Origin of the sequence: Rugosimonospora africana (assembly GCF_016862975.1) — a bacterium.
In the GTDB taxonomy this organism is placed as follows: Bacteria; Actinomycetota; Actinomycetes; order Mycobacteriales; family Micromonosporaceae; genus Rugosimonospora; species Rugosimonospora africana.
Window position 1 is genome coordinate 1 of record NZ_BONZ01000141.1, and the last position, 11,670, is coordinate 11,670.

15 protein-coding genes and 1 pseudogene are annotated in these 11,670 nt (G+C 65.9%); 5 read left to right on the top strand and 11 right to left on the bottom strand.

Annotation, left to right across the window (positions count from 1 at the left end; genetic code table 11):
* Positions 1 to 496 (bottom strand): annotated as a pseudogene (locus tag Raf01_RS48360) (DDE-type integrase/transposase/recombinase); the annotation flags it as partial.
* Positions 497 to 562: 66 nt separating this feature from the next.
* Positions 563 to 952, bottom strand: a complete 390-nt coding sequence (locus tag Raf01_RS48365; RefSeq protein WP_203924944.1) for a hypothetical protein — start codon at positions 950 to 952, stop codon at positions 563 to 565.
* A gap of 390 nt (positions 953 to 1,342) precedes the next feature.
* On the opposite strand from Raf01_RS48365, the gene Raf01_RS48370 reads away from it, so the two are divergent.
* The gene (locus tag Raf01_RS48370) at positions 1,343 to 1,666 is read left to right on the top strand and encodes a hypothetical protein (protein WP_203924945.1); all 324 of its coding nucleotides are present in this window, start codon (positions 1,343 to 1,345) and stop codon (positions 1,664 to 1,666) included.
* 124 nt (positions 1,667 to 1,790) lie between these two features.
* Here the strand turns inward: Raf01_RS48370 and Raf01_RS48375 are convergent, their stop codons facing one another.
* Positions 1,791 to 2,435, bottom strand: coding sequence for a hypothetical protein (locus tag Raf01_RS48375; RefSeq protein WP_203924946.1), 645 nt, complete (start codon positions 2,433 to 2,435; stop codon positions 1,791 to 1,793).
* 417 nt (positions 2,436 to 2,852) lie between these two features.
* Between Raf01_RS48375 and Raf01_RS48380 the strand changes: the two genes are divergently transcribed.
* Entirely contained in the window at positions 2,853 to 3,053 is a 201-nt protein-coding gene (locus Raf01_RS48380; RefSeq protein WP_203924947.1) for a hypothetical protein, read from the top strand.
* A gap of 251 nt (positions 3,054 to 3,304) precedes the next feature.
* Entirely contained in the window at positions 3,305 to 3,760 is a 456-nt protein-coding gene (locus Raf01_RS48385) for a DUF3592 domain-containing protein (protein ID WP_203924948.1), read from the top strand.
* A gap of 804 nt (positions 3,761 to 4,564) precedes the next feature.
* Here the strand turns inward: Raf01_RS48385 and Raf01_RS48390 are convergent.
* Complete coding sequence (locus Raf01_RS48390) at positions 4,565 to 4,762, bottom strand: S1 domain-containing protein (protein WP_203924949.1); 198 nt, start codon at positions 4,760 to 4,762, stop codon at positions 4,565 to 4,567.
* A gap of 174 nt (positions 4,763 to 4,936) precedes the next feature.
* Complete coding sequence (locus Raf01_RS48395) at positions 4,937 to 5,140, bottom strand: cold-shock protein (protein ID WP_203924950.1); 204 nt, start codon at positions 5,138 to 5,140, stop codon at positions 4,937 to 4,939.
* A gap of 153 nt (positions 5,141 to 5,293) precedes the next feature.
* Between Raf01_RS48395 and Raf01_RS48400 the strand changes: the two genes are divergently transcribed.
* Positions 5,294 to 5,974, top strand: a complete 681-nt coding sequence (locus Raf01_RS48400; protein WP_203924957.1) for a class I SAM-dependent methyltransferase — start codon at positions 5,294 to 5,296, stop codon at positions 5,972 to 5,974.
* 250 nt (positions 5,975 to 6,224) lie between these two features.
* Here the strand turns inward: Raf01_RS48400 and Raf01_RS48405 are convergent, their stop codons facing one another.
* On the bottom strand, positions 6,225 to 7,148 hold the full coding sequence (locus tag Raf01_RS48405) for an alpha/beta fold hydrolase (RefSeq protein ID WP_203924951.1): 924 nt from the start codon (positions 7,146 to 7,148) through the stop codon (positions 6,225 to 6,227).
* Positions 7,149 to 7,157: 9 nt separating this feature from the next.
* Entirely contained in the window at positions 7,158 to 7,673 is a 516-nt protein-coding gene (locus Raf01_RS48410; RefSeq protein WP_203924952.1) for a hypothetical protein, read from the bottom strand.
* Between the two features lie 607 nt (positions 7,674 to 8,280).
* On the opposite strand from Raf01_RS48410, the gene Raf01_RS50770 reads away from it, so the two are divergent.
* Positions 8,281 to 8,415 carry a hypothetical protein gene (locus Raf01_RS50770; RefSeq protein WP_275413232.1) on the top strand — a complete coding sequence of 45 codons (135 nt, stop codon included), beginning with the start codon at positions 8,281 to 8,283 and terminating at the stop codon, positions 8,413 to 8,415.
* 28 nt (positions 8,416 to 8,443) lie between these two features.
* Here Raf01_RS50770 and Raf01_RS48415 read toward each other — a convergent pair whose 3' ends face one another.
* The 4 genes from Raf01_RS48415 to Raf01_RS48430 form a co-directional block, all read right to left on the bottom strand.
* Positions 8,444 to 8,821 carry a hypothetical protein gene (locus Raf01_RS48415; RefSeq protein ID WP_203924953.1) on the bottom strand — a complete coding sequence of 126 codons (378 nt, stop codon included), beginning with the start codon at positions 8,819 to 8,821 and terminating at the stop codon, positions 8,444 to 8,446.
* A 115-nt stretch (positions 8,822 to 8,936) separates the two neighbouring features.
* Positions 8,937 to 9,500: an ankyrin repeat domain-containing protein gene (locus tag Raf01_RS48420; RefSeq protein WP_203924954.1), complete on the bottom strand. Its 564-nt coding sequence runs from the start codon at positions 9,498 to 9,500 to the stop codon at positions 8,937 to 8,939.
* A 171-nt stretch (positions 9,501 to 9,671) separates the two neighbouring features.
* Entirely contained in the window at positions 9,672 to 10,160 is a 489-nt protein-coding gene (locus Raf01_RS48425) for a hypothetical protein (RefSeq protein ID WP_203924955.1), read from the bottom strand.
* A 281-nt stretch (positions 10,161 to 10,441) separates the two neighbouring features.
* On the bottom strand, positions 10,442 to 11,401 hold the full coding sequence (locus Raf01_RS48430; protein WP_203924956.1) for a hypothetical protein: 960 nt from the start codon (positions 11,399 to 11,401) through the stop codon (positions 10,442 to 10,444).
* Between the last annotated feature and the right edge of the window lie 269 nt (positions 11,402 to 11,670).

An 11,670-nucleotide genomic window follows, 5' to 3' on the forward strand; every position in this document is an offset into this window, starting at 1 on the left:
GAAAACGCTCCACTTTCCCTGTAGTGGTGGGGGTTCGGGGTTTGGTGTTACGAGCCACAATGCCGTTCTCTCGGCAGATCCGCTCGAACATCACCTCGGCCGGGCGGGGCTGGTTGAACCTCCCAGTGAACTGCTTGCCGTTGTCGGTCAACACCTCGTCCGGGATCCCGAACCGTTGCAACGCCTCAGCGAACGCCACGCAGACGGCCCGGCCGGTGGCCTTACGGACCACGGTGGCGATGACGCTGAACCAGGAGTGGTCGTCCACCCCGGTGACCACCTTGGCCTCACCACCGTCGGCGAGCCGGATGCCGCCGACGATGTCCATCTGCCACAGCTCCATCGGCTTGTCGCGTTGCCACCGCTTGTAGTCCTGCCGCCGCCGTCGGCGCGGCACAGGCTGGATGAAGCCGTGCCGGACCAGGACCCGGTAGATCGTGGTCAGGCCCGGGACCGGCCCCGGGCAGCCATTGCGGCCCAGCTCTGTCGGGCTCCACTTGATGCGTTACGGATCAGTTCCACTTGATCCGTAACAGCTCCAGCTAGACGATCTTCGGTCAGGTTAGCGGTCGTCTGCGCTCGGGTCGAGGAGCGTGAGGCCGTGGTCGAGCCAGTTCGTCGGGACGCCGAGGGTCTCGGGGGCGCCGATGTCGAAGTTGGTGATGATCTGACCGGCGGGGTCGAGGCTGACCTCGCCGATGGTCTCGCCGGAGACTTCAAGCCAGATCATGAGGCTGCCGGAGCTGTCGGGTGGTGCGGTCAACACAAATGAGCATCCGGGCTTGCAGCGGCAGCGGCCATAGAAGCGTTGAGTGGGAAGGGAATCGGCGAGGTCTGGGTAGCCCATTTCGCGGAGAATCTCGGCGACTCGGATGGTTACCTCGGGAAACGCGACGACCATGGTTGGTGTCTGAGGGTCGACAGTTGGATCGGGCCCGGTCATGGCGTTCACGTTCTCACAGTGCCGTCGTGATGGCGTGGTGGCTCGAGTTTGCGGACCTTCCGCCGGTGCCGGTGGGGATGGGTGCCGGGCCGGCCGGCCGACCGTCCTGGTCCAAGAGGTGCCGCAGGTGCATGGGCGTCAGTCGGGACGGCGGCCGCGGCGACCGACGCCCCCATGGAGCCACAGATCAGCTGGATCAGTGTGCTTCAACCCCGATAGCCCCTGGTGCCGACGAACGCCCCGAAAACCGCGCCTGACCACGAAGAAATTTCGCACCGAAGCCCACCACCGGCCCGCTCGCCACCGACATCACCATGGGTCGAGATGAGTGCTGCCCGGACATGGCCCGATGAGCGCGCGTCCGTACCATTGCCGCGTTGGCCGAGGAGGCAGAAGCCGTTGGATCTCACGGACCGGTTGGCGGCGGTCGCAGCGCTCTACGAGGCGCACCGGAATGCGCCTTTCCCGAGCCGATGGCGCGGTGCCGACGTGGCTGGCTTCGACATGATAATGCTCGATAGTTACCCGAGCGGTTGTATCTCCGTCTGGCTGGCACAGGTTGGTGTCCTGGATGATTGGAGATGGAACATCCTCGCCGAGTACGAACAGCAACTACGTCGTGTCATCCCAGAGCTGGACGACTACGGCCGCGAGTACTACCAGCGACTCCTGGACATGGCTGAGCTGGTACTCGAGGCGGACAGTCCATCGTCATCAGCGTGAGGGGTCGAGCGATCCATCCGGACACGCGACGTGACCTGTACCGTCGCCGTTGACCCGTTGCTGGCGAACCGGCGGCTCGTGAGGTCAATGAGGTCAACGTGGATGGTCACCGCCCGGCGGGCCGTCACGGGGAAAGGCAGGTGTGATCGGGTAACGTGCCGACGACTCCTTGGCTGCCAGCGCCGGTTCCGGTCTGGAGATTCTGGTACCCGATGATGCACGCGTTACCGAGCGGGACGGCGTACAGAAGGGCGCCACGGGGTACAGGATCCTCGGACGCGGCGAGCCTGACGACAGCATCCTGGTATCCGGCGGTCAACAGGGCCTGCTCGACGTGTTGAGGGTCGAGTGGTTCGCCGGGGTCGGGGACCACTCGACAGGGCGCGCCGGGTTCGGCCGGGGCGGCCGGGACGCAGTGATCGTGGCGTATGGGCAGTGCGGCACGCACCACGCGTGGGATGTCGAGCCCGGCGCGGATCGCCGATTGATAGTCGGCCTTGCTGAGCTGGTTGCGGCGTGCCATCTGCTGGCTCATGTACTGGCAGAAGCTGAGTGCGTCCGAAGGAGCCGCGCAAGCGTACAGCTGTTGCGGATGCGCGGGCTGTGCGGGGACGCCGGCCGGCGGTTCGGTGCTGCCAGCAGCGTTCAGGGCCAGCACGGCTGCGCCAAGAACGGCGACGGCGATCCCGAATACCAGCGGTAGCGTCCAAGCACGCATGCGAGATGCCGGTACTGATTGCTCGGGTCCCACAGGATCCGTCGCTGCCATGCAAGAATCGTACGGCCCCATGCCTTAGCAAGGACTGCGCGCCTGCTGCGTGCTCTGCGTCGAGCAGCCACCTACACACGACCGCCAGAAAGCGCCCGGCGCAGCAGAACGAAGTACACACACAGGGCCGCATACACCGGAGCGACCACCGCGCCCGCAAGGCGCTCGTAACCCGGGACATATCCAAAGACCGCCGCCGCCGAGGTCAAGCCCGCATAAGAGCCAAGGATGAGCCCACTCATCACGACTCGTCCAGTCGACCCTGAACTAACGCAGCGAACTCGACTGCCCTGCGAACGGACCTCCCGGAGGAGCTGAAAGAGCAGCACCACTGCGAACAGCAGGAGCACGACCCCAAGCAATGGCCGCCGTGTCATCTCCCTCGTCCCTGACGACACCACACCGGCTGAAAACACCGTGAGCACCAAGACAACCCACACCCGTGCCGGCGTCAACTGCTCCGCACCCACCTGCCTCCGCCTCATCCAGAGGATTATGGGCGCCCAGCTCAAGCTACACCACCAGCAAAACTACGACCCGGACCACGCCTCCGGCGCCCAGGACTGCTCGCCCTGGACCCCGGCGCTCCGGGAAGCTCCGTCGTCGGCTCGCCAGTGACGCACCAAAGGCAACCAGACCACGCCCGGCCGGTCCAGGTCGTACGGTAGGGCGCTCCACCTTGGTACCCCGGGGCAGGCCCGCTCCCCGTTGGGTGGGTCGACGGCAGACGGGATGGCAGGGCAATGGATGCGGGTGCCATACGCTGGCAGGCCCGATGAGGTGAAGGTGACGCGGTGGTCGGCCGGCATCAAGCGAACGAGCACGCAGGTGTCCCGTTTGAATGGATCGCTCGATCTCGGCTACGTGTCGTGTTGGTCTGCCTGCTCGGAGCCTGCCTCACCGTCGGAGGAATCCTTCAGGCGCACCGCAACGGGGTCGAGAACAGCCACCTGGTCGCCACCGGTTCAGCTGTCCAGGCGGTGGCCATCGGAAACAAGTTCGGAGACCACGTCCAGTACACCGCTGGGGGCCGGGAGCGGATCGTGTCGCTGGCAGGTTCATGGGGCGACCCGCCGCCGTACTCCCGGGGCGACAGCGTCACCATCTACGTGTCCCGCACCAACCCCCAGCTCGTCGCTACACGAGACGGCCACCACACGGCCGGCGTCGGAACCAGCGTGCCGATCCCGCTCTTCGTTGCCGGCCTCCTTATCGTTCTCACCGCCGCACCGGGAATCGTCCGGTGGCACGCTCGCGTCGTCCTGAGCCGCGACCCTCGGTATGACCAGACTCGCGAGGAACTGGCACCTCACCGTCGCCCCTGACCGCGGCGACCGTCCTGCCAGCAAGATCGAACGGGCCATCCACGGGACAGCAACCCGCGCCGCGGGCGGTCACGAGCAGGCACCAGCGATCACCAACGCACCCGCCGCGAGCAGGCGAGCCGTGCGTACCCACCCGAAGATGTCGCCGATTCCTCAAGACTGACCCCCTGCGGGAAAACTGACCCCTCTGAGCCTTGGAGGGTGCTGAAAGTGGAGGACTGGGCGGAGATTCGCCGCCTGCCCTTGAAAACCCCGCGTGGAACTTTTGGCGGTACTTCCTCTCACGGCCAAGAGGGCCGCTGTTGCCCTCTACGGATGCGCTCCCCGGCCTCTGCCATCTGCTCAGCGGCAGCCTTACGGCTCCGCGCGGACTCTTGATAAACCACCGTGTCACGACCCTCAGATGCGGCCGGCCGAACCAAGACAGTCCAAGTGCCCTTGTACACGAGCCAATGGCGGAGGAATCCAACGAGTTCGGCCAGCAATGGGAGACTGGACGTCCACTGAAGTACCTCGTTGTCGAACACCTGCGAGCTGATCGCTCCTTGGGGAACAGCCTCCACGACGTAGGCCCTCCCACTCGGAGCCTCGATCGGCAGGGTGACTGAGCGCATGCCAGGATCATCGCAGGCCGGAGCTACAAACCCGGGTGATGATCCTTCGTCCCATCCACGACGCCCAGCCATCAGCCCATTAACGGGTAGTGCTGCTGATCGTGTCCAGGCGTCAACAGGTGCGGGTCAACGATGATCTGCTGCAATCGTTCGACATTGGACTGCAACCGGGTCGAGGCATTTGGCCACGTCATCCGGCCTGCACGGGAACGACCTCCACGGCTCGGTAGGCGTATCCGTCCTGGCTGGCCGCCACCCACGTCAACTCGACGCCCTGGCCTGGGTCGAGCGCCTTGAAGCCCTCCATGACCAGGTGGCTGAAGTGCACCCAGCAGCCGCCCGGCGTCTCGTCCGAGTCGATGACCCCCAGCCTTCTTCGTTCCGCCACTCGCGCACCACGCCCTTCACCATGGATGGAGCCTCGCGGGCGAGCGACGAGCACACAACCAACATGGCCGGGGTCCAGCTACGGTGCGCGGCCGGTCGTCATGTCCGCCCGGTGTGCGCTGGCGAAGTTCGACCGGGCCGCAGTCCGGCTTTGAGGCGGCTTGGGTGGTGGTTGTCAGAGGGGTCGGACGTTGTCGGCCTGGGGGCCTTTCTGGCCCTGGGTGATGTCGAACTCGACTTTCTGGCCTTCGGCGAGTTCGCGGTAGCCGCTGCTGGTAATGGCGGAGTAGTGGACGAACACGTCGGCGCCGCCGCCGTCTTGTGCGATGAAGCCGAATCCTTTTTCCGAGTTGAACCACTTCACGGTGCCAGTTGCCATGCGATTACTCCCTGATTGTGTACGGGCGATGATCGGCCGATCTCAAGAGACAGTAGTCTGCCCCGACCAGCGCCGCGCGGCGGATGGTGACACGCCGGCGGGTCGGGGTTGGTGCATGGGTGGCTGGCCCGGTGGGTAATGCTTGGCCCCATGATGAGTCGGACTGGTGCAGTTGCCTATCTCGAGGACGAGCTGGCCGCACCGGACGTGTCCGGATCCGATCGGCTCCATCTCGTTCAGGCGCCGTTGGTTCCTGAGGTCCGCCTCCATCTGGCGGAGGACGCCGTTGTCTGGTGGGCACGGATGGAGGCCGAGGTGGGAGCGGTGTTGACGGCCCCGTTCTGGGCCACCGCTTGGCCGGGCGGTCAGGCCTTGGCCCGCTACCTGCTCGATCATCCGTTGACGGTCGCCGGTAGGCGGGTGCTGGATGTGGCGTCCGGGTCGGGACTGGTAGCCATCGCCGCGGGGCTGGCCGGTGCCGCGGCGGTAACGGCCAACGACGTCGACCCGTACGCCCTGGCCGCGATCACGCTGAACGCGAGAGCCAACGGCGTGGCGGTTACGCCGTGCCCGGGTGACCTGCTCGATGGTGACGGCGGCGACGCCGAGGTGGTACTGGCCGGTGATGTCTTCTACAGCGAGGCGATCGCGAAGCGGATGTGGCCGTTCCTCCACCGGGCCGCCGTCCGTGGTGCCCTGGTGCTCCTGGGCGACCCCGGGCGCGGGTACCTGCCTGCCGACCAGCTGACGACCGTGGCCAGCTACCCGGCCGCGGCGACCGACGCCCCTATGGAGCCACAGATCAGCTCCATCAGCGTGCTCCAACCCCGATAGCCCCTGGTGCAGTGCCGACGAACGCCCCGAAAACCGCGCCCGACCACAAAGAAATTTCGCACCGAAGCCCACGACCGGCCCGCTCGCCAGTGAGATAACCATGGGTCGAAACGAGTGCTGCCCGGACATGCCGAGTTGAGGGCGGTAGGCAGGGGCGTGGAAGGGGACGGCATTCACGGGTTGCTTCTCAAGCGGTGTATGCGGGAACCGACAAGGGAGCCGGGCCGATATGACCCGGCTCCCTTGCTGATCAATACGGGCGGAGCGACGTGAAGAACTGCGTCAGTTCGGCGGCGAGCAGGTCCGGTTCCTCGAGCGGCATGAAGTGTCCGCCCCTACCTGGTTCGCTCCAGTGCCGGATGTTGCTGCAGGCGCGTTCGGCGATCTCGCGGGGGAAGTTGGCCTGCGAGGGTTCGACGCTCACCGTGAACGCGGCGGGCACGGTGATGTCGGGCCGTGGGCTGTTGTGGCCGAAGTCGAAGTATTGCCGGAACGAGGAGCCGATCGCGCCGCTCGCCCAGTACAGGGTGATGATGGTGAGCAGGGTGTCCCGGTCGAAACGGCTTTCCAGGTCCCCGTGGTTGTCACTCCAGTCTCGGTACTTGTCGATGAGCCAGGCGGCCAGTCCGGCTGGGGAGTCACTCAGCGCCGCGGCGATGGTGTCCGGCCGGGTGCCCATGATGGCGCTGTAGCCGCCATCGGTCTCGTCGTATGCCGCTTCGACATCGAGATACGCCTGCTCGGCGGGCGACAGCGGATGGGAGTCGAAGCTGGCCGGGAACGGTGGGTGGATCATGTGAATGCCGGCCACGTGCTCGGAGTACAGGGCACCCAACCAGCCGGTGACCACGCCGCCGACATCGCCACCGAAGGCGCCGTAGCGCTGGTAGCCAAGCACGTCGGTCATCAACAGGTGCAGCATCTGCGCCATCGCAGTGCGGGTTAGCGGGCCCTTCGGCAGCTCCGAGTACAGGAAGCCGGGCAGCGAGGGCACCACCACGTCGAACGCGTCGGCGGGGTCGCCCCCGTACTTCGAGGGGTTGGTCAGGCGATTTCCCGGATCGTTGTCAGTGCCAGTGCCAGTGCCAGTGCCAGTGCCAGTGCCGGATGCGGTCATCGACCAACTTGGCAGCCTGCCGTGATCATTGGCATCAGCGTTCGGATCTGCCGACATACGGGACGTTCAGTCGGCACGCTCGAGTGTGACGGCGCCGCGAAGGGGAGTACTGGCCCAGAGCGCTTGCAGTACGGGGTAGTGCTGCAGTTCCCATTCTGCTTCGCTGATCGCGTGGTCTCGTTCGGGGCCGGGTGGGTTGAAGTCGAAACCGGTGTTCTGCACGTTGAGCTGGTCGAGATCGGCGAGCGCTTCCGTGTCGGGAAACACGAGGTCCAGGCTCACTTGCCAGTATTCCGGCTGGTACCAGTCGGGCTCGGTCCAGGTGTCTCGAACGTCGACGGCGAACTGTCGGGTGAAGCTCAGGCTGGGCAGCTGGTCGTGCCAGCTGTATCGGCCCCACTGCACGATGAAGCCGTCGGCGTCGCTGTCTTGCCCCGACTCTAGGCCGTCGACCGGCTGGGCAAGAAACTCTCGGAACGCCTGCCACGCGGCCTCGACGTTGTCCGCCTGGTCCGGGGTCAGGCCGTGTTGGCGTAGCAGTCGCAATAGTTCCTCCGGCGAATCACGCCATGCGATGCCCACGACTCACCCTCCCGCCCAGTACCTCGCACCATCCGCTTGATGGTCGACATGCACACGCGGCTGATCGCGCCGGCACGAAAGATCACCGTCCTGTGGAGGGCGCGCCCTGGTCCAGCCGGGGTCCTTCGACCCTAGCCTGCGCCGGCCACGAAGAACGCGCATCGAAGGACACCACGGGCCGCTCATCTAACGGGGCCACAGCGGCGACGAGAGCGAGGTAGGCCGCCGCAGTGTTGCGTGCCTCGGCGGGGCATGACGGCCATCGCCGTCTCTCGATGCGAGACGGTTTCACATTTCCCGCTGATCCCGTACCGAACGGGTACTGCCAGCCCCGAGCGCGGCTCCCGCGCCGCGTCCGTGCTGCTGGTCGACTGGTATCACTGGCCTGGCGGGAACGGGGTGTCCGCGGGACGGGGGACGCCAGGCGAGCTGTGTCCGCAACGTGGATGCAGTCCGAGGGGATCAAGCCGCGTTGGTGGAAGTGTCGGTCCTGTCTCGTATCCTCCGAGACTGGTCCTAATTTCGTTCCGAAGTACGGGAGTGCTGCTTGATGAACGCTAGCGGATCCGATGTTCGCAGTCCGTTCTTGGACGGGCTGGACCCTGACGTGGCTGCTCAACACCGGCCGTGGGTCGACGACAAGGTGATGCGGCGGTTGCGGACCCCGTTCGAGGCTGATCCGGTCGACGTGTTGGACCAGCAGCGTGTGGTGGGCCTCAACGAGGACGACTACCGCGGCTAGACGGGCTGGCTGGACGGGCTGTTGAGCGTCAGGGTTGGCCCGAGTACGGCACTTCGCCGTCGACGACATCATTGCCCGCCTGCGCACCCACGGCGCCGAACTTGTCGGAGAGCTGGCGCAGCACAAGGACGGCTATCGGCTCTGCTACGTCCGCGGACCCGAGCCCATGATGGTCGGACTGTTCGAACAGCTCAGCTGAAGGCCGACGAAGAGACCGTGAACCAAGCATCACCGGGACACCCGCGCCCGACCGCCGATGGGCCAATGCCACCACCTGACCCCCGGGGCGGGCGGGCAGCACGACGGGGTCGCCGTCCATCACCGGCGCACCACTCGGCTTCCGCTTCTGTTTGATATGCAGGTGATCGCGAGGCTCCATAGTGGACGCGCGCAGCGTCTCGATCACTCTGCATATCAGGCATTATGTGGCCCGCCAGGTCGAAGGTGATCGAAGATCACCCGCATAATGCCGATGAGCGTGCGTCCGGCGCCTACGTTTCACCCATCGGGAATTGATCTACTCACTGGCCGTGCTGCTCCAGCAGCGCGGCGCCCTCGGCCCATTCGATTCGGTACTTCTTGGCCTGGTGCAGTCCCCGAGCCGCGTCGATCGGCCGGCCTTGCTTCCCCCGCGCTGCGATGCTGGGATCGGCGCCTCGATTCAGCAGGTGCTGCAGGACGCGGAAGCGGGTGGCCTGCTGTTCGGGAGACCACGGCGTGGTACCGGTGGACGCTGCGTACCACAGCGCGGTGCGTCCGGTGCTGTCGACCGCGTTGAGTGGGCAGCCAGCCTCGAGAAGTCTGTCGACGATCTCCGCTCGAGCATCGCCAGTGCCGACTCGACCACGGGCCACTTCATGCAGCGGCGTAATCTGGAACGTCGTGAGGGCCCCGGCGTCCGCGCCGGCGGCCATCAGCGCCGCGACGACCTCGGAAGCCCCCATCCCGGCGGCGATGTGCAACGGCGTGTACATACGGAAGTTGCGGGCGTCCACGACATTGCCCTCGGTTATCAGCCGAGCGACCTTCCGCGCGTCGCCGGCCTGGGCGGCAGTGTGCAGCGGGCCCTCTCCCAGAGCGTCCATGCCGGCACACTACCTTGATCGACAATCGCCAGATCCGTCGTCGGGCAATGCCCGGGCGGCAAGGCGCGGGTTCGCACATCTGCCGCGATCCGCTCGCCGCTAACGTCATGACGGGTCGGGCCGGCTAGCGCCTGAACATGCCGACGAGCGTGGTCCGTCCCGGACCAAAGCTCAGGCCTCTTGCGCGTTTCGACGGGATGCCGCACCCGTGCCGGAAAGCGTCGCGATGAGCTTGGCGGCGATCTGAATCGAGTCGCCGGCGTACGGCTTTGCCACGATCTCCGCGTGTAGGGTCTCCACAGCGCGTAGGAGCGTGCTGCGAAGCTCCTCCAGGGGAATCTCGCCGGTCGAGAGGCAAACCACCCTGTCCTCGTCGCGATCGCAGTTGGCCTCGATGTATACCGTCGGCTCAGACGCGTCGATCCGACGGTAGTACATGAAGTATGGCCCATCAAAGATGTACGAGAACGCCTCAAGCTCTCCGCCATGAATGGCCCCGTACGCAGTCACCGCCGAGCCCAACACTGACAGCGGAAGGTCGGTCCACCCGGTCGCGGGAAAGTCGACGCCGTGCAGCGTGAACCAAACGGCGCCGGACACGATCCCGTCAGCTGTCGCTGGCGCCTTGATCTCGGCGACATTCCACACCGCTTCGCTCACTGGTTGGCCAACATGCGGACCGTGCGACGAAAGCTCACTACTCCATCTAACCCGGCGTACAGCAGCCAAGCAGCGAGGCCAGGGTCTGGATTTGCTGCGACCTCCGCGTTCACGTAAGCCACAACCCTGGCCAGCGGTCCGGCCTCCGGACAGCCGATGTGAGGGCGTTGCCAGATTGATGGCTCGTCCGTCGTTTGGTACACCACTGAGGGCGCGCAATGGCTGCAGGGTCAGCGACCGAGGACGAGATGCGTAAGACCGAGGACGCCGCGGACCCGCGGTCACTCGAACGTCAGGCGCGTGTTCCAGGTGCCGCTCCACCCACCGCGCCATGCCGCCAGTCCGGTGTAGGTGAACACGCATCCCAGCCCCACACCCCAGTCAAGATTACTGTCCCAGAGGGCGGGCTCGGTCAGAGTGTCGCGCAGGCGGTCCGCGGCGATGACCGTGAATTCGTCGCTAGCCCCGCAGTAGCGGCGAGCCTCGATGAGGCCGTCGCGGACAAAGGGCAGCAACGCGGCCAACTGCGGATCGACCCAGTCCGAGCGTTGCGTGGCGTCGAGCTCAGCCGGCGGGCCGGACCAGATGCCGAACGGCCCGGTCAACATCCCGCTGGCCTCGGCGGCGCAGACCAGAACCTTGCGCTGACCGACGTCCAGTTCGTCCCAGCGGGGAAGACCGCTGCTGTCCGCCGTAGGGTGTGCGTCGTCGAACCATTGCTCCCGGACGAGCCGAGGGGCGGACAATCGGAATTGGGACGGCGTACGCGGTGGCCAGAGCCAGTTCTCCACCTTCGCGAGGACCGCACGCAAGTAGCTGCCCTCCACGCTCATGTCGGAGGCGGAGGCAACCAGGCCGGCCGACTCGCGGACGGTCAGCAGGCCACGGTCGACGAGATCCGTGGTCACCGTGGCCAGCAGCGGAACCAGCGCGCGCTGCTCGTGCTCGGTATAGCTGCGCATTGGGGGAGCCTCATCGATCCCCGACCAGCGCAGATCCACCCCGTAGATCTGCACCATCCCGGCGAGCGAGCTGTCCGACATAGCGCGGCGCAGCAGGGTCTGCTCAGGGAGTGTGAACGATACCCATGACTGCATGACCCTCGCCTCTCCTGACCGCCCCAGTGCCGAGCCGATCACCACCGCGGCTGCCAGCCGGGGGATACGGTGACCGATACTAATCTGTTTAATATGCAGGTGATCGCGAGGCTCCATAGTGGACGCGCGCAGCGCCTCGATCACTCTGCATATCAGGCATTATGCGGCCCGCCAGGGCGAAGGTGATCGAAGATCACCCGCATAATGCCGCGAGTCGCGCGGTCGTCGCGATCATGTCAAGCCTCATCCGAGGCCACGACGTCAAGCATCACCCGGAGTCGGACATGTCGGGTGACGGCATGTGGGGTGACGGCATGTCGGGTCTCAGGCGGGTCTCAGGCATGTCGAGTCTCAGGACGTCCGTGACAGATCAGTCTCGGGACGTGGGTGGCGCCGGGGTTTACGCTCGGCCA